This is a genomic window from Achromobacter sp., from assembly GCF_057314935.1.
Window position 1 is genome coordinate 6398 of sequence record NZ_DBHKZA010000031.1, and the last position, 17775, is coordinate 24172.

At 67.4% G+C, this 17775-nt stretch carries 16 protein-coding genes; 11 read left to right on the forward strand and 5 right to left on the reverse strand.

The window, feature by feature from the left end; translation table 11 throughout:
- The 5 genes from ACO6D5_RS13510 to ACO6D5_RS13530 all read right to left on the reverse strand — a co-directional run.
- On the reverse strand, window positions 1–1117 hold a 1117-nt coding region (locus ACO6D5_RS13510), incomplete at its 3' end, for an adenylate cyclase (RefSeq protein WP_485825659.1).
- A 29-nt stretch (window positions 1118–1146) separates the two neighbouring features.
- Window positions 1147–1311, reverse strand: coding sequence for a hypothetical protein (locus ACO6D5_RS13515; RefSeq protein WP_006223361.1), 165 nt, complete (start codon window positions 1309–1311; stop codon window positions 1147–1149).
- A gap of 251 nt (window positions 1312–1562) precedes the next feature.
- The gene (locus ACO6D5_RS13520; RefSeq protein ID WP_006223360.1) at window positions 1563–1970 is read right to left on the reverse strand and encodes a DoxX family protein; all 408 of its coding nucleotides are present in this window, start codon (window positions 1968–1970) and stop codon (window positions 1563–1565) included.
- 204 nt (window positions 1971–2174) lie between these two features.
- Complete coding sequence (gene dbpA, locus ACO6D5_RS13525) at window positions 2175–3563, reverse strand: ATP-dependent RNA helicase DbpA (RefSeq protein ID WP_315847023.1); 1389 nt, start codon at window positions 3561–3563, stop codon at window positions 2175–2177.
- A 184-nt stretch (window positions 3564–3747) separates the two neighbouring features.
- Window positions 3748–4506: an IclR family transcriptional regulator domain-containing protein gene (locus ACO6D5_RS13530; protein ID WP_315847022.1), complete on the reverse strand. Its 759-nt coding sequence runs from the start codon at window positions 4504–4506 to the stop codon at window positions 3748–3750.
- 161 nt (window positions 4507–4667) lie between these two features.
- On the opposite strand from ACO6D5_RS13530, the gene xsc reads away from it, so the two are divergent.
- The 11 genes from xsc (at window position 4668) to ACO6D5_RS13585 (ending at window position 17752) form a co-directional block, all read left to right on the forward strand.
- Complete coding sequence (gene xsc / locus ACO6D5_RS13535) at window positions 4668–6479, forward strand: sulfoacetaldehyde acetyltransferase (RefSeq protein WP_485825660.1); 1812 nt, start codon at window positions 4668–4670, stop codon at window positions 6477–6479.
- Window positions 6480–6560: 81 nt separating this feature from the next.
- Window positions 6561–7499 carry a bifunctional enoyl-CoA hydratase/phosphate acetyltransferase gene (locus tag ACO6D5_RS13540; RefSeq protein ID WP_485825661.1) on the forward strand — a complete coding sequence of 313 codons (939 nt, stop codon included), beginning with the start codon at window positions 6561–6563 and terminating at the stop codon, window positions 7497–7499.
- 132 nt (window positions 7500–7631) lie between these two features.
- Window positions 7632–9209, forward strand: coding sequence for an ABC transporter substrate-binding protein (locus ACO6D5_RS13545; RefSeq protein ID WP_315847019.1), 1578 nt, complete (start codon window positions 7632–7634; stop codon window positions 9207–9209).
- A gap of 12 nt (window positions 9210–9221) precedes the next feature.
- Window positions 9222–10190 carry an ABC transporter permease subunit gene (locus ACO6D5_RS13550; RefSeq protein WP_315847018.1) on the forward strand — a complete coding sequence of 323 codons (969 nt, stop codon included), beginning with the start codon at window positions 9222–9224 and terminating at the stop codon, window positions 10188–10190.
- Window positions 10187–11089 carry an ABC transporter permease gene (locus ACO6D5_RS13555; RefSeq protein ID WP_485825662.1) on the forward strand — a complete coding sequence of 301 codons (903 nt, stop codon included), beginning with the start codon at window positions 10187–10189 and terminating at the stop codon, window positions 11087–11089. Before ACO6D5_RS13550 ends, ACO6D5_RS13555 begins: the two co-directional genes overlap by 4 nt.
- Window positions 11086–12084 (forward strand): ABC transporter ATP-binding protein, encoded by a 999-nt coding sequence (locus ACO6D5_RS13560; protein WP_485825663.1) that lies wholly within the window; start codon window positions 11086–11088, stop codon window positions 12082–12084. The genes ACO6D5_RS13555 and ACO6D5_RS13560 overlap by 4 nt, the downstream gene beginning before the upstream one ends.
- Window positions 12081–13106 carry an oligopeptide/dipeptide ABC transporter ATP-binding protein gene (locus ACO6D5_RS13565; RefSeq protein ID WP_315847015.1) on the forward strand — a complete coding sequence of 342 codons (1026 nt, stop codon included), beginning with the start codon at window positions 12081–12083 and terminating at the stop codon, window positions 13104–13106. The genes ACO6D5_RS13560 and ACO6D5_RS13565 overlap by 4 nt, the downstream gene beginning before the upstream one ends.
- Window positions 13107–13131: 25 nt before the next feature.
- Entirely contained in the window at window positions 13132–14787 is a 1656-nt protein-coding gene (locus tag ACO6D5_RS13570) for an amidohydrolase (protein WP_485825664.1), read from the forward strand.
- Between the two features lies 1 nt (window position 14788).
- Window positions 14789–15763, forward strand: coding sequence for a CobW family GTP-binding protein (locus ACO6D5_RS13575; protein WP_485825665.1), 975 nt, complete (start codon window positions 14789–14791; stop codon window positions 15761–15763).
- A gap of 110 nt (window positions 15764–15873) precedes the next feature.
- Window positions 15874–16266: a nuclear transport factor 2 family protein gene (locus tag ACO6D5_RS13580; RefSeq protein WP_315847012.1), complete on the forward strand. Its 393-nt coding sequence runs from the start codon at window positions 15874–15876 to the stop codon at window positions 16264–16266.
- Window positions 16267–16336: 70 nt separating this feature from the next.
- Window positions 16337–17752 (forward strand): NAD(P)/FAD-dependent oxidoreductase, encoded by a 1416-nt coding sequence (locus ACO6D5_RS13585; protein ID WP_485825666.1) that lies wholly within the window; start codon window positions 16337–16339, stop codon window positions 17750–17752.
- The last annotated feature ends 23 nt before the right edge of the window (window positions 17753–17775 follow it).

Genomic DNA, 17775 nt, shown 5'->3' on the forward strand with positions numbered 1-17775 from the left:
CCTGCTGGGCCTGCTGGTCGCGGGCCTGTTGTTGGCGCTGCTGCTGCTGCTGCTGGTCGCGGGCCTGTTGCTGCTGCGAATCCCTGATCTGATCCCGTCCCGGGTCGCGCGCCGGGTCCCGCATCTGCTGCGGCGCGGGCGGCTGCGGCGGGCGCCCCGTACCCGTGACGGTTTGCCCCGGATGCTGGCCGCCGGCGAAGTTTGCGCTGGGCGCGCCGGTGCCAGCGCCCGGTCCCGGGCGATTGTCGCGTCCAGGATCCCGCCCGTTGCCGGGGGTGTTTCCTGGGCCGTTACCCAGGCCGTTGCCCGGGCGGGCGTCGCCGCCGGGTCGTGGCGCGTCAGGGGGGCGGCCATTGTTGTTGGGATGGTCGACGAACGCCTGGGGCGGACGGCCCTTGTTGTGGTCGTAGAACTGCGCGCGGTTGTTGCCCGCATCGCGCACGAAACCGCGCTGCATGTCGGTGGGCGGCGCGTGCCGGTCATTGCGGGCGGCCAACTCGCGGGGGTCGGCGTTGCGGCGGATGCCGTCGGGACCGCCGTGGTAGCTCACACGCCGGTTGTCGACGTTGTTGACGATGACGGTGTGGTTGTAGACATTGGTGACGCGGGTCACGTTCACGTTCGTCACGGACCGGTTGTAGTAGAAGCGGTCGCGGTTCCAATAGCCGCCGACGTAGCCGATCCCGACGTAGCCGAAGCCGTAGTTGATGCCGCCGTAAAAGCCCACGTGAGGCCCCCAGTAGCCGGCGTTCCAGACATACAGGCCGTTCACGAAGCCCCAGTAGCCCGGCGTCCAGAGCGCGCCGTTGTAGGGGGCCATCACCCATGCGCCGGGCACCCAGAAGAAGCCGTAGCGATTGCGGCTCCAGTAGCCGGGCACCCACATGTAGCCGTCGGCCGGCGCGGGCGGCTGCACATAGACGGGCAGGGGTGGAGGCGGCTGCGGGCTGCGATCCACCAGGGCCAGGTTGGCGTTGGCGGGGTCGCTGTTGTCATAGGCCGGGGCGGCAGGCGCGGGAGGCGGCGCATAGGTCTGCGCGGCGGCGCCGGCGGCAACCGCCAGCAGGGCTGCGGTGGCCAGGGGCCGCAAGCGGGAAATCCGGACGGACGGTGTCATGGCTGTTCCTGATCGCTTGGGTGCGAGGATCAATATCCGCGGTAGTAGTAATGCGGAGCGGGATACGCGGGGTAATAGTAGTGCGGCGTGTAATAGACGGGGGCCGGGCGGTAATACGCCGGGCGGGCCGGAACCACGACGCATCCCGTCAACGAACTGGCTATCGCCAGCACCAGCAGCAGACGCTTCTTCATTTGAGTCACTCCCAACCAGCGCCAGGCGTATGGCTTACTTCCTAATGCGCTGATACGGATTAGGCCATACCCTCAGGCGGGAGTTCGCGCCTGTAATCGTTCCGAAACAGCTTTCAAGTGACGGATGTTTGCGCCTGCGTGACGGCGCATGTCCTTCGTATCAATCTCTGCGGCAAAAGCAACGGGGCCGCCTGAGCGACCCCGTTTTTCCTGCGTCGCGCCGCAGGACGGCGCGACGCCAAGCCAAGCGTTCAGTTCCAGCGGCCGCCGTTGCCGGCCAGGCTGAAACGGCCGGCGCCCATGAAGGCGATGGCCAGGGCGGTGAACAGGAACATGCCTTGCAGTTCCAGGGCCCAGCCGCCGGTGTTGGTGATGGTGCCCAACTGGCCGGTATGGGCCAGCAGGATCGCGACCACCATATTGATGGCGATGATCAGGCCGCCCAGGCGGGTGTAGACGCCAATGATGAGCAGCACGGGAGCGATGATCTCGCCCACGTAGACGCCATAAGCCAAAAAGCCCGGCAGGCCATGGGACGACAGCATGCCGCTGATGCCGGTGACGCCGCCGCCCATCAATTTGGACAGGCCGTGAAGCAGAATCAGAATGCCGAGGGTCAGGCGCAGGATCAGCTTGCCGGTATCGTCGGACTTGATCATGGTGAGTTTCTCTTGTGATGGTTAAGGGGACAGCGGCTCGTTGGAGCACGCTGTTTACCTTTGGTTCCGCGTCCGGCGCGCCCCGATCGTGGCGGCGACACCGGGCCAGGCGGGGCCATTATGGCAAAACCCGAGCAAAATCATCAAGCTATCAACGCGGTCTTTCGACCGATTGATCGGAAAAATTCCCTGTCCCGGCAGCAATCAAAATTCTTCGAGGAACCGCATGCGGAACCGGCGGCCCTTGATATTGCTGTTGGACACGCGCGAGAACACCTGTTTGGCGATCTGGCGGTCCAGCGCCACGTAGGCGTTGAACTCGGTGATGTTGATCTTGCCGACCTGTTCGAAGGTCAGCCCGCCATCGCCGGTCAGGGCGCCCAGCAGGTCGCCCGGGCGCAGCTTGTCTTTCTTGCCGCCCTGGATGCACAGCGTGACCATCGGCGCGCGCAGGGGACGGTCAGCCTTGGGTTTCAAGGACTTGATGTCGCCCCATTTCAGCGGCGAACCCTGGTATTGCTCGACCAGGTTGGCCCAGCGCATTTCGTCGGGCGAACACAGGCTGAGCGCCAGGCCTTTCTGATCGCCCCGGCCGCTGCGGCCGATGCGGTGCACGTGGACTTCAGTGTCCTTGGTGACGTCCACGTTGATGACGGCGCCCAGGTTCTGGATGTCCAGCCCGCGGGCGGCCACGTCGGTGGCGACCAGGACCGCGCAGCTCTGGTTGGCGAACTGGATCAGGATTTCGTCGCGTTCGCGCTGTTCCAGGTCCCCGTTCAAGGCCTGGGCGCTGATGCCGTCGGCCTGCAGCCGTTCGACCAGGTCATGGCTGCGGATCTTGGTGTTGCAGAAGGCCAGCGTGGAGACGGGGCGAAAGTGCGCCAGCAGGCGGGCCACGGCGTCCAGGCGGTCCTTGCCGTCGATCTCGTAGAAGATCTGTTCGATGCGGCTGGCGTCGTGCTGCGCTTCGACCTTGACTTCCGCCGGGTTGCGCAGGAAACGGGCGCTGAGCTTGCGGATGTTGTCGGGGTAGGTGGCCGAAAACAGCAGCGTCTGGCGTTTGGCCGGGCAGTGCGAGGCGATGGCGACGATGTCGTCATAGAAGCCCATGTCGACCATGCGGTCGGCTTCGTCCAGCACCAGCGTGGTCAGGCCGGCCAGGTCCAGGCTGCCGCGCGTCAGGTGGTCCTGGATGCGGCCGGGCGTGCCCACGACCAGGTGGGCGCCGCGCGCCAGCGATTCGGCCTGGGGCCGAGCGGCCGCGCCGCCGCACAAGGTCAAGATCTTGACGTTGGGGATCAGGCGCGCCAGCCGGCGCAGTTCCTGCGCCACCTGATCGGCCAATTCACGGGTGGGACAGACCAGCAGCGCCTGGGGCGTCAGGCGGCTCGTGTCCAGCTTTTGCAGCACGCCCAGGCCGAACGCCGCGGTCTTGCCGCTGCCGGTCTTGGCTTGCGCGATGATGTCGCGGCCTTCCAGGATGAGCGGCAGGCTTTGCGCCTGGATGGGCGTCATTTGCTCGAACCCCAGGCTTTGCAGGTTGTCGAGCAGGGCGGGCAAGAGGGGCAGGGAGGAGAAGGGCGTGTCGGTCACAATAAGGGGATCGCAAAAAGCGCGAAAAACAGAGTCGACCGACAGTGTAAGCCCTGGGCAGGGCTGGGCCATCGCCTGGGCCTGCGGCGTCGCCATATAAATCGGGGACGCGCAGAGGAGGGGCGGCGCAGGGCGGGGCGTGCCGGTGCTTGCGGCGTCCTGTCAGGTCAGGCGCCGGTTGCCGTCACGGCTGCGGCTCGTACGTGCCCGCCAGGGCGCGGGCCGCTTCCTGCATGCGGGGCAGCCAGGCCCGCGCGCCGTCGATGGACAGGCGGGCGACCGGCGCGTGCAGCGCTACGGCGGCGATGACGCGCGGCCCGTGCAGGATGGGCACGGCCATGCAGACGATGCCAAGCAGGAATTCTTCGCGGTCGAAACTGGCGCCTTCCTTCTTGATGGCGCGCAGCTCCAGTTCAAGCGCGGCCACGTCGCACAGGGTATTGGGCGTGTAGCGCGGCAAGGGGGCGGCGGCCAACAGGCGCGCCCGCGGTTCGCGCCGCATATGCGCCAGGAACAGCTTGCCGCTGGCCGAACAGTGGAGCGGCACGCGCGAGCCGGTTTGCAGGTTCACGCGCAGCGGCCAGGCGGTTTCCACGCGGTCCAGGTAGATGACCTCGTCGCCGTCCAGCATGGTGCAGTTGCAGGTCTCGCCGATTTCATCGACCAGGCTGTCCAGGATGCGGTGGCGTTCGCCGCGCAACGGCGAATTCAGCAGCGTGTCGCGGGCCAGGGCGCTCAAGCGCGGGCCGCTGACGTAGCTTTTGCCGGCCGGTTCGCGCAGCAGCATGCCGGCTTCGACCAGGCGCGTCAGGATGCGCAGCACGGACGGCTTGGGCAGGCCGGTGGCGTCGGTCAGCGCCGCCAGCGACACGGGCGATTCGGATCGCGCGACCTGCTCCAGCAAGGTCAGCGCGCGCAACGCGGCAGAGGATTCGTCTTTCATCTTTCAATATTTGAAGATTCGGCGGCCAACACCCTATCGTCGCACGGATTTTGCAGAAAATGAAACGCAGAGGGGTGGGACGGGCGGGTTTTCTCCGGCAGTATCGAATCACCCCGGCCACGATGCAACCACACAAGCGCCGGCCTGCCAGGAGAGAGACCATGAGCAGCAAGCAACACATGACCCCCAGCGAAGCGTTTGTCGAAACGCTGGTCGCGCAGGGCGTCAAAGACGTATTCGGCATCGTCGGTTCGGCCTTCATGGATGCGCTGGACTTGTTCCCCGCCGCGGGCATCCGCTTCGTGCCCACGGTGCACGAGCAGGGCGCCGCGCACATGGCGGACGGCTATTCCCGGGTGACGGGCCGCCACGGCGTGTGCATTGCCCAGAACGGCCCCGGCATCACCAACTTCGTGACCGGCGTGGCCGCCGCCTATTGGGCGCACAGCCCGGTGGTGGCGATCACGCCGGAGACCGGCACGTCTGGCATGGGGCTGGGCGGCTTCCAGGAAACCGAACAGCTGCCCATTTTTTCGCGCATCACCAAGTACCAAGCGCATGTGAACCGGCCGGACCGCATGGCGGAGTTCACGGCCAAGGCCTTCGACAATGCGATGGCCGAACGCGGCCCCACGCAACTGAACATCCCGCGCGACTACTTCTACGGCGAAATCGATGTGGCCATCCCGGCGCCGCGCCGCATCCGTCGCGGGCCGGGCTCGGAAGAAGACCTGGAAGCGGCGGCCCGTCTGTTGGCCGAGGCCAAGTTCCCGGTCATCGTGGCGGGCGGCGGCGTGCTGTTCTCGGAGGGCCAGGCCGAATGCGTGGCGTTGGCCGAACTGTTGGGCGCGCCAGTGGTGACCAGTTATCTGCATAACGATGCGTTCCCGGCCAGCCACCCGCTGTGGTGCGGGCCGCTGGGCTATCAGGGCGCCAAGGCCGGCATGAAACTGCTGTCGCAAGCCGACGTGGTGCTGGCGCTGGGCACGCGCCTGGGGCCGTTCGGCACCCTGCCGCAGCATGGCCTGGACTATTGGCCGCAAGGCGCGCGCATCATCCAGGTAGATGCCGACCATCGCATGCTGGGCCTGGTGCGTCCGGTGTCGGTCGGCATCTGCGGCGACGCGCGGCCGGCCGCCGCGGCGTTGACCGCCAAGCTGAAGGACCGCGAGGTGGCCTGCACGCGCACCAAGGCGGCGCGCGGCGACGAGATCGCGTCGCAGAAGGCCGCATGGGAAAAGGAACTGGACGGGTGGTCGCATGAGCGCGACGACTGGAGCCTGGACATCATCGAACACGGCGACGGCCGCATGCATCCGCGCCGCATGCTGCGCGAGCTGGAACGCGCGATGCCCAAGCAGGTAATGGTGTCCACCGACATCGGCAACATCTGCTCGGTCTCCAACAGCTATCTGCGCTTTGACGAGCCAAACTCCATGCTGGCCGCCATGAGCTTCGGCAACTGCGGCTACGCGCTGCCGGCGCTGATCGGCGCCAAGCTGGGCCGCCCCGACCGGCCGGCCGTGGCCTACGTGGGCGATGGCGCCTGGTGCATGAGCTTCCAGGAATTGCTGACCTGCGTGCGCGAGAAGATCCCGGTGACGGCGGTCGTCTTCCACAACGGGCAGTGGGGGGCGGAAAAGAAGAACCAGGTGGACTTCTACGGACGCCGCTTCGTGGGCAGCAACCTGATCAACCCCAACTTCGCGGAGCTGGCGCGCGCGATGGGCGCGGAGGGCATCCGGGTCGAGCACGCCGATCAGGTCGGCGCGGCGTTGCAGGCCGCCTGCAAGGCGCAGTCGGAAGGCAAGACCACGGTGCTGGAGATGATGGTCAGCCAGGAGCTCGGCGACCCGTTCCGGCGCGACGCGCTCAAGCAGCCGCTGCGCCTGCTGGACAAGTACAAGCAGTATGTGAACCAGCCGTTCCATTCGGGCGAAGTGCCGCTGTCGATCGAACCCGTCAAGGGATGATCGGAGCCTGTGGCGCAGCGGGCGCTGCGCCGCAGGCATGCCATTTGACCTTGCGGACATCCGCGGCAGGAGCACGTACCCATGGCAATCGACCGATTGTTCGAACCCCTGCGCGATGCCGCGCTATCGGCCGGGCGGCTGCGTACCGCGGTGGCTTATCCGCTGTGTCCGTCAAGCCTGGGCGCGGCGATCCAGGCGCGGGACGCCGGCTATATCGACCCGGTGCTGGTGGGCCCGGCGCGGCGCATCGCGGCCTTGCTCGCCGAGATGGGCATGCGTGCCGGCGAACTGGAGATCGTGGACACGCCCGACGACGAGAAGCTTGCCGCGCGGGCCGCGGCCGCCCTGGCGCGCGATGGCGCGGCCAGCATGTTGATGAAGGGCAGCCTGCACACGGACCATTTCATGTCGGCCGTGGTGGCCCGCGAATCCGGGCTGCGCACCGACCGCCGCATCAGCCACGCATTCGTCATGGCCGTGGCCGCGTATCCCAAGCTGTTCATCCTGACGGACGCGGCCGTGAATATCGCGCCGACCTTGCAGGAAAAGGCGGACATTGCCCAGAACGCCATCGACCTGGCGCGGGCGCTGGGGGTGCAGCGCCCGAAGCTTGCGGTGCTGTGCGCCACCGAGTCCGTCAATCCGTCGATGCCCGCCACGCTGGACGCCGCCGCGCTGTCGAAGATGGCCGATCGCCAGCAGATCCGAGGCGGCGATATCGATGGGCCTTTGGCGTTCGACAACGCGATCTCGCGCGTTGCGGCGGAGCAGAAGGGCATCGTGTCGCGCGTGGCCGGCGACGCCGACATCCTGCTGGTGCCGGACATCGAAGCGGGCAACATGCTCTACAAGGAACTGACCTGGCTGGCGGGCGCGGGCACGGCCGGCCTGGTGCTGGGCACGCGCGTGCCGGTGCTGCTGACCAGCCGTTCCGATTCCCTGCAGGCGCGGGTCAACAGCTGCGCGGTTGCTGTCCTGTATGCGCGCGCCTGTGCGGCAAGTCCCGTCGCGCCGTCTTGACTCCACCCATGGCGAAGCTGGCACCAAAGACTCTGCCTGTTTGGTACTAAGGCCTGGTCCGTTGGATGGCTACGCTAACGCGAAAGCCATCCAACGAGTGGCCCGTGTAGCAAACACATCAAGGGAAAAATCATGCGCAGCGCACGACAAGGCTTGGCAACGTTTCTGGCGGTGATGGCGATGGCGGGCGGGGCGGTGGCGGCCGATGCGCCGAAGCCCGGCGGCACGCTGGTCGTGGGGTCGACCCAGGTGCCGCGGCACCTGAACGGCGCGGTGCAGTCAGGCACGGCGACCGCGCTGCCCAGCGCGCAGCTCTTTGCCAGCCCCCTGCGCTACGACGCGGACTGGAAGCCGCAGCCCTATCTGGCCGAATCGTGGGAGTTGGCGCCTGACGGCAAGTCCCTGACGCTGCACTTGCGCAAAGACGCCGTGTTCCATGACGGCAAGCCCATTACGTCCGCGGACGTCGCGTTCTCGGTCATGGCGGTCAAGAACAACCATCCGTTCCAGACCATGTTCGCGCCCGTGCAATCCGTCGAGACGCCCGACCCCTACACCGCCGTGCTGCGCATGAGCCAGCCGCATCCGGCGATCCTGCTGGCGTTGTCGCCTGCGCTGATGCCCGTGCTGCCCAAACATATCTACGACGACGGCCAGGACATCAAGACGCACCCCCGGAATTCCGCGGACGTGGTGGGATCCGGCCCGTTCAAGTTCAAGGAATTCAAGCCCGGCCAGGAAATCGTGCTGGAGCGCTTCGACAAGTTCTTCCTGCCTGGCAAGCCCTATCTGGATCGGATCGTGGTGAAGATCAATCCGGATGCCACCAACTTGTTGATCGGGCTGGAGCGCGGCGACATCGGCGCGTTGCCCTTCATGACCGAGCCGACGATCTTGCGGCGCGCCAAGGACAATGCCGCCATCGTCATGACCAACCGCGGCTACGAAGGCATCGGCGCGCTGAGCTGGCTGGCCTTCAATACGGCGCGCAAGCCATTGAACGACGTGCGCGTAAGACAAGCGATCGCTTACGCGACCGACAAGGGCTTCATCACCAAGGCATTGAACGCGGGGTTCGCCAAACCCGCCGACGGCCCCATCGTGGGCACCAGCCCCTACGCCACGCCGGACGTGAAGAAGTATCCGCTGGATCTGAAGAAATCGGAGCAGCTGCTGGAAGAGGCCGGTTTCAAGAAGGACGCCAAGGGCGAGCGTATGACGCTGACGGTGGACTACATGCCTGGCTCGGACGTGCAGGGCAAGAACGTGGCGGAGTACCTGCGCAGCCAGTTGAAGAAGGTGGGCATCGCGGTGCAAGTGCGCGCATCGCCGGATTTCCCGACCTGGGCCAAGCGCATCGCCAGCCACGATTTCGACATGACGACCGATATCGTCTTTAACTGGGGCGACCCCGTCATCGGCGTGCACCGCACCTACCTGTCCAGCAACATCCGCGACATCATCTGGACCAATACGCAGTCCTACTCCAACCCGAAGGTCGACGCGCTGCTGGCGCAGGCGGGCATGGAGACCGACGTGGAAAAGCGCCGCGCGCAATACGCCGAGTTCCAGCGCCTGGTGACCGAAGACGTGCCGATCGACTTCCTGACGGTCATCCCGTACCACACGCTGACGTCCAAGAAAGTGCACGGCATGCCTGATGGAATCTGGGGCATGCTGTCGCCGCTGGACGACGTCTACCTGCAATAAGGCGGAGCCGTCATGCTGCGTTTTATCTTCCGCCGTCTTGCGTACGCGGCCTTGTTGCTGCTGGCCGTGGTGACGCTGAACTTCCTGCTGATCCATATTTCACCCGGCGATCCCGTCGAGACCATCGCCGGTTCCATGGGCGGCATCAGCGAAGACCTGCGCGCCCAGTTGCGCGCGCAGTACGGGCTGGACAAGCCGTTTCTGGTGCAGTTGGGCCTGTACCTGGCGCAAGTGCTGCGCGGCGACCTGGGCTATTCCTATTTCTTCAACGTGCCCGTCGCCCAGCTGATCTGGGAACGCGTGCCCGCCACGCTGCTGCTGGTGGTGACGTCCGTGTTCAGCGCCTTCATCGTCGGCACGCTGCTGGGGACGCTGGCCGCCAGGAAGCCCAACGGACCGCTGTCGCAAGGCATCACCCTGCTGTCGGTAGTGGGCTATTCGGCGCCAGTGTTCTGGACGGGCATCATTTTGATCATCCTGTTCGCCTCGGTGTTGCCGGTCTTCCCGGTGTCCGACATGCGGTCGGCGGGTGGGCCGCAGGACGGCTGGGCGGGCGTGGTGGACGTGCTGCATCACCTGGCGCTGCCGGCGTTTACGCTGGCGTTCGTCTACCTGGCGCAGTACAGCCGCCTGGCGCGCGCCAGCGTCATGGAAGCGTTGTCCGCCGACTACATCCGCACGGCCCGCGCCAAAGGGCTGCCGGAGCGCGCCGTCCTGTACAAGCACGCCTTGCGCAACGGCGTGCTGCCGGTGGTGACGATGCTGGGCCTGCAGTTCGGCAACGTGCTGGCTGGCGCCATCCTGGTCGAGACGGTCTTCAATTGGCCGGGGCTGGGGCGGCTGGCGTTCGACTCCGTGCTGCGGCGCGACTACCCGACCTTGTTGGGCATCCTGCTGTTCGCCTCGCTGCTGGTGGTGGTGATGAATCAGCTAACCGATCTGGCCTACCGCCTGATCGATCCCCGGATCAAGACATCATGAGCCAAGCGCCTTCCGCCATTCCCCTGCCTGCCGTGGCCCCCGCGGCGTCGCGCGCGCCGACGCGGCAATCCTACGAGGCCTTGCGGGTGTTCGTCCGCAATCCGTCCGCGGTCTTCGGCGTGCTGTTGCTGGCCGCCATCCTGGCCGTGACGATCTTCGGCCCGATGCTGATGCAGGCCGACCCGTTCGAGATCGCCAGCGCGCCGATGGAACCGCCCGGCGGCGAGATGCTGCTGGGCACGGACTACCTGGGGCGCGACGTGCTGACCGGCATGGTCTATGGCGGCCGCGCGACCTTGCTGGTCGGCGTGGTGGCCGCGGTGCTGTCGATGGCCATCGGCCTGACGGTCGGCGCGCTGGCCGGCTACTACGGCGGCTGGGTCGACGAGACACTGATGCGCATTACCGAATTCTTCCAGGTGTTGCCCACCTTGCTCTTCGCGATGGTGCTGGTGACGCTGTTCACCCCGTCGCTCGCGACCATCGCGGTGGCGATCGGCGTGGTCAGCTGGACCGGCACCGCGCGGCTGGCGCGGGGCGAGTTCCTGCGGCTGAAACGGCGGGAATACGTGCTGGCCGAACGCGTGATCGGCGCGGGCGACGCGCGCATCATCTGGCGTGTGATCCTGCCCAATGCGCTGGCGCCGCTGATCGTGTCGGCCACGCTGGCCATCGGCACGGCGATCCTGTTCGAAGCGGGCCTGTCGTTCCTGGGGCTGGGCGATCCGAACATCATGAGCTGGGGGCTGATGATAGGCAGCAACCGCCCCTACATCCTGACCGCGTGGTGGGCGGTGACGCTACCCGGCGCGGCCATCTTCCTGACGGTGCTGGCCGTCAGCCTGATCGGCGACGGACTGAACGACGCCTTGAACCCCACCTCGCGGGGCCGGTCATGAACGCGCGCTTGCAGGTGCCCGCCCTGGAAGTCGAGGCGCTCAGCCTGGAGTTCCGATCGCGCGGCCGCGTGGCCGAGGTGTTGAGCCAGGTCAGCTTCGCGCTGCGCGCGGGGGAAACCCTGTGCCTGGTCGGAGAGTCCGGCTGCGGCAAGAGCATGACGGCGCTGGCCATCATGCGGCTGATTCCGGCGCTGGGGCGGATCGGCGCCGGCCGTGTCCGCTTGTCGGGCGCGGACCTGGCGCTGCACGACGACGAGGCCATGCGGCGGGTGCGCGGCAACAAGATCTCGATGATCTTCCAGGAACCCATGACCGCGCTGAACCCCGTGTACACGGTAGGCGACCAGATCGCGGAGCCGCTGCGGCTGCATCAGGGACTGAGCCGCGCCGACGCCCGCGCGCGGGCCATCGATATGCTGAAGTCGGTGGGCATTCCGTTGCCGGAGCGGCGCGTGGACGACTACCCGCACCAGATGTCCGGCGGCATGCGCCAGCGGGTGATGATCGCCATTGCGCTGGCCTGCGATCCCGACGTGCTGATCGCCGATGAGCCGACCACGGCGCTGGACGTTACCGTGCAGGCGCAGATATTCGACCTGCTGCGCGAGCAGCAGGCCCGGCGCGGCACTGCGGTGCTGCTGATCACGCACGATATGGGCGCCGTGTCGGAAATGGCCGACCGCGTCGTCGTGATGTACGGCGGGCGGGTGGTGGAGCAGGGCGGCGTGCGGCAGATCCTGGCGCAGCCTCGCCATCCCTACACGCAGGGGCTGATCGCCTGCCTGCCCGAGTTGGACCGTGAACCCGACGACATCCGGCCGGACCTGCCCGAGATCCCGGGCGTGGTGCCCTCGGTGTGGGACCGCGGCGTCGGGTGCCCGTTTCTGGAGCGTTGCACCCGGTCGCTTGCGCGTTGCCGCAGTGAATTCCCGCCCTTGGCGCGCGTGGACGAGGGCCAGGACGTGGCCTGTTGGCTCTATCAGGAGGCCGCATGACGCCGCAGCCGCATGTTCCCGCCTTGCTGTCCGTCCGCAACCTGGCCGTGCACTTTCCCGTGGGGGGCAAGGGCGCCGACGGCAAGCCCGTCGTGGTCAAGGCGGTGGACGGCGTGTCGTTCGACCTGGCGCGCGGACGCACGCTGGCGATCGTGGGCGAGTCCGGCTCCGGCAAGACCACCACGGCCCTGTCGGTGTTGCGGCTGGCGGACCCGACCTCGGGCTCGATCCATTTCGACGGCACCGACCTGACCGCGCTTGGCGGCGCGTCATTGCGGCAGATCCGCCGCCGACTCCAACTGGTGTTCCAGGACCCGTATTCGTCGCTGAACCCGCGCCAACGCGCCGAGGACATCGTGCGGGCGCCCCTGGACTTGATGCGCATCGATCCGCCGGGCGGACGCGAGGCGCGCGTGGCCAATATGTTTGAGCTGGTGGGCCTGCGGCCCGAACAGCGACAACTGTTTCCGCACCAGTTTTCCGGTGGGCAGCGGCAGCGCTTGAACGTGGCCCGGGCGCTGGCCAGCGCGCCCGACCTGATCGTGTGCGACGAGCCCGTGTCGGCGCTGGACATCGCCATCCGCGCGCAAATCCTGAACCTGTTGCGCCGGATCCAGCGCGAGCAGGGGCAATCGTTCCTGTTCATTTCGCACGACATGGCCGTGGTCGAGCACATCTGCGACGACATCGCGGTGATGTACCTGGGCAAGATCATCGAACAAGCGTCGCGCCGCGCCTTCTTCACCCGTCCGCTGCACCCCTACAGCGTGGCGCTGATGTCGGCGGTGCCGACGGTCAAGGGCGGGCGGGAATCCGCCGCCCGCCGCGTGCGGCTGATGGGCGATCCGCCCAGCCCCGTGAACCCGCCGCCGGGCTGCCGGTTCGCCGGGCGCTGTCCGGCCGCGCAGCCCGTCTGTTCGACGCGCGAGCCTGCACTGCGCGAAGTCGTGCCGGGCCACCGCGTTGCCTGCCATTTCGTAGAGGTCCGCGACGGCGCCCTGGTATCGCCGTTGCAGGGCTGAATCCCACCGTCACAAGGAACCCTCGATGACCCGTCCTGAAGGCAAGACGACGATCTACGCCGCCCGCAGCATCCTGACCATGAACCCGGCCCAGCCGCGCGCCACCCATGTCGCGGTGCGGGACGGCCGCATTCTGGGCGTGGGCAGCAGGGAAGACCTGGCAGGCTGGGGACCGGCGGACGTGGACGACCGGTATGCAGGCAAGGTGCTGATGCCCGGCCTGGTGGAGGGACACTGCCATCTGCCCGAAGGCGGCATGTGGAAATTCGTGTACGTGGGCTTCTACGACCGCCGGGGGCCGGATGGCCGCCTTTGGGCAGGCCTGAAAAGCTTCGACGCCGTGGCCGACCGGCTGCGCGAGGCAGAGCGCAGCTTGCCGGCGGGAGAAACCCTGATCGGCTGGGGTTTCGATCCCATCTTCTTCGACGGCCAGCGCATGCGCGTCCAGGACCTGGACCGCGTGTCGCCTGAGCGGCCCGTCGTTGTCATGCACGCCAGCATGCACTTGATGAACGTGAACACGCCGATGCTGGCGCGGGCGGGCATCGACCGCGATACCGATATCGAAGGCGTGACGCGGATGGACGACGGCCGGCCGAGTGGCGAGCTTTGCGAGTTTGCCGCCATGTTCCCGGTCATGCGGCTGATCGGCAGCCCGTTCCGCACGGTGGGGCTGTCGGAAGACGGGCTGCGCATGTTCGGCAAGGTGGCGCAGTGGGCGGGCGTGACGACTGCCACGGACCTGGTCAACGAACTGGGCGACGAGGGCGTAGCAACCTTGGCGCGCGTCACGGCCGAACCCGACTACCCCGTGCGCATCGTGCCCGCCGCCTCGGCGCTGACGTATGCGGGCGATCCCGCGCGCTGCCTGGAAAAGCTGGCGGCCGCCAAACGCTTGAACCACGACAAGCTGCATCTTGGCATGGTCAAACTGGTGGTGGACGGATCGATCCAGGGCTTCACCGCCCGGGTGCGCTGGCCGGGCTACTACAACGGGGCGCCCAACGGCATCTGGGTCATCGCGCCCGCGGAGCTGGACACGACCGTCCAGGCCTATCACGACGCCGGCGTGCAGCTGCACATCCACACCAACGGCGATGAAGCCACGCAGCGGGCGATCGACGCCGTGGACCTTGCCCTGCGCCGCACGCCGCGACGCGATCACCGCCACACGCTGCAGCATTGCCAGATGGCCGATGCGGCCCAGTTCAGGAAAATGGCCAGCCTGGGCATGTGCGTCAACCTGTTCGCCAACCATCTCTACTACTGGGGCGACGCCCATTACGCGCTCACCATGGGACCGGACCGCGCCAACCGCATGGACGCCTGCGCGTCGGCGGCGCGCGCGGGCGTGCCGTTCTCCATCCACTCCGACGCGCCCATCACGCCGCTTGGACCCTTGTTCACCGCCTGGTGCGCCGTCAACCGCCAAACGGCCTCGGGCCGCGTCCTGGGCGAATCGGAGCGGATCGGCGTGGAGGCGGCGCTGCACGCCGTCACGCTGGGCGCGGCCTATACCTTGCACATGGACCATCTGGTGGGCTCAATCGAAGTGGGAAAATTCGCCGACTTCTGCGTGCTGGAAGACGATCCCACGACAGTGCCGGTCTACCGGTTGAAGGACGTCGCCGTGCTGGGAACCGTGGTCGGCGGACGGCCGCTGGCACTGGAGGGCGCCTGAGATGGCCGCTACCGGCGCGGCGCGCATTCCGCTGACGGTCGTCGGCGGCTTTCTGGGCGCGGGCAAGACGACCCTGCTGAACCATGTACTGAGCGCCAGCCGCCGCCGGGCCGCGGTGCTGGTCAATGATTTCGGGCCGATCGATATCGACGCCGGCTTGATCGCGCAACGTGCGGACGAGGTGATCCGCTTGGCCAACGGCTGCGTGTGCTGCTCGATGGCCGGGGGCCTGGACGATGCGCTGGCGCGGGTGCTGGCGCTGGACCCGCTGCCGGAATGGATCGTCATCGAGGCCAGCGGGGTGTCGGACCCCTCGCGTATTGCGCAGGTGGGCATGTGCGACCCGTTGCTGCAACTGGAAGGCGCCGTGGTCCTGGTGGATGTGGCGAACGTGCGGGCGCTGGCCGCCGATCCCCTGCTGAGCGATACCGTGGCGCGGCAGTTGAAGGCGGCTGATCTGCTGGTGCTGAACAAGACAGACCTGGCGACGCCGCAAACGCTGGTAGAAGTGCAGGGGTGGCTGAAGGAGGTGACCCAGGGCGCGGCCATGATCGCCGCGCGGGAAGGGCGCGTCGACCTGCGCTATCTGTCGGGCGAAGCCATGCCGGGCGCGTCTGCCCACGCGTGTTCGCATGCGGGCTGCGGCCATGTCGGGCATCGCTCCGCGATGCCTGGGCAGGACCCCGACCATCCCTTCCAAACCTGGCTCTGGGAAGCGCCGGGCACGCTGAACGCCGACCAGTTGGCGGGGCAACTGCGGCAGATGCCCCGCCATCTGCTAAGGGCCAAGGGATGGGTCCGCACCGACCGGCATGGCCTGGTGCTGGTGCAATGGGCGGGCCGTCGCGTGCGGTACGACACGCAGGCCGCGCCGCCTGAAGGATTGGTCGCGACCGGGCTGGTGTTCATTGGCTTGCGCGACGCGATCGATCCGCGGCAAGTGTCCGCAATGCTTGCGCCCGCCATGGCGTCATGACTGGTGCAAGCGATTTCCCTTTTCTGGTTCTAGACCCTGCCGGACCGCTCACTTACCTTGGATCCTATACGCGGGCGCATGCCGCGCCGGCGTCTATCGGAGGGTTGGCAATGCACAAGACCGTCACCGTGGAGATGCTGGCCGAATTCGCGGCCGCCTGGAACCGCCACGATATCGATGCCTTGATGGGTTTCATGAGCGAGGACTGCGTGTTCGAGACCGTGGGTGGCCCCGATGCTTGCGGTAGCCGGCACACCGGAACAGAGGCGGTCCGCACCGCGTTTGCGGCAGCATGGAAGAACTTTCCCGATGCGCAATGGAACAACGGCCGGCATTGGGTGGCGGGCGACCGCGGCGTGTCCGAATGCACGTTCACCGGCACGGCCGCCGACGGCTCGCGAGTGGAGGCCGACATGGTCGATGTCTTCACGTTCCGGGACGGCAAGATCCGGGTGAAGAACGCATTCCGCAAGCAGCGCCCCGCGTTGCCCGCCCGTGCCTGAGGCCCGGCCTGTAACGCCTCGGACACCCCCCGGCACCTGCCCGGAAACACCCAGGACTCGGATTCGAAGCATGGATACCCAAATGCCCTTCGACACCTCCCGCCCGCCTCGTGCGGCCACCCCAGGGGCCAACGCCTACAACCCGACCTATGACCCGCTGGTCTCGCCGCCCGGCAGGGGGCAGGACTACGCGCCTACATACTGGGTGGCCAGCGCCGGCGAACCGCCCGAGGATGACGGGCCCATCCAGGGCGACGTCGATGCCGACATGGTGATCGTCGGGTCGGGCTTCACCGGCCTGTCGGCCGCGCTGACCCTGGCGCGGGACTTCGGCGTGCGCGCCGTGGTGCTGGAAGCCAACCGCGTCGTGTGGGGCTGCACCAGCCGCAACGGCGGCCAGGGGCAGAACGCGTCGGGGCGCCTGTACCGGTCGCAATGGATCGAGCGCTGGGGGTTGGACACGGCCCGCCGCCTGGATGCGGAGATCCGCGAAGGCTTCGAATACTGGAAGAGCCTGGTCGCGCAGGTGGATTGCGACGCCCAGCCGGGCGGCCATCTGTACACGGCGCATCGCCAAAAAAAGATGGCGTTCCTGCAGAACGAGGCCCGCGTAATGCGCGAGGTGTTCGGCTACGACACGAAGATACTCAGCAAGGCGGACTTGCGCGAGCGCTATGTGGACGACCACGAAGCGGTCGGCGCCATGCACGAGCCCGACGGGGTGGGCGTGCACCCGCTGAAGCTGGCGTACGGTTATCTGCGTCAGGCGCGGGCGCTGGGGGTGCGCGTGCACCCATCAAGTCCGGTGCTGGGCTGGCGGGTGGAGAACGGCGTGATCCTGCTGGAGACGCCGGGCGGCGTGGTGCGTGCGCGCCGCGTGGCGTTTGCGACCGGGGGCTATACCGCGCAGGGCGTGAATCCGCTGCTGGACAACCGCATCATGCCGGTGCTGTCGAATTCACTGGTGACGCGCGTGCTGTCGCCGGCCGAACGCGAGGCCGCGGGCTTGAAGAGCACCGTCTTCATTACCGACACCCGCACCTTGCGCTTCTACTACCGCCTGCTGCCCGACGGCCGCATGCAGATCGGCAGCCGCAGCGCCTTGCGCGGCGCCGATGCGCAGCACCCCCGCCATCTGGCGCTGCTGCGCGAAGGCCTGGCGCGCAAGTTCCCGGCGCTGCGCGGCGTGGACGTCGCCTATTCCTGGTGGGGCTGGGTGGACGTCAGCCACGACATGATGCCGCGCGTGACGCAGCCGGACCCCGCGTTGCCGGTGTACTACGCGTTCGGGTACGGCGGCAACGGCGTGGCGTTCTCGGCGCATGCGGGCAGGCGCCTGGCCGAACGGATGATGGGCAAGGACGGGCTGGCCTGGGACCTGCCCATCTACGATTCGCCGCTGCCGGGCCACCTGTTCGCGCCGTTCCGGCGAATCGGGCAGGGCTTGCTGTACCGCTGGTACCACTTGCGGGACGAACACCTGTAGCCGGTATTCACGTCCGGCCCAGA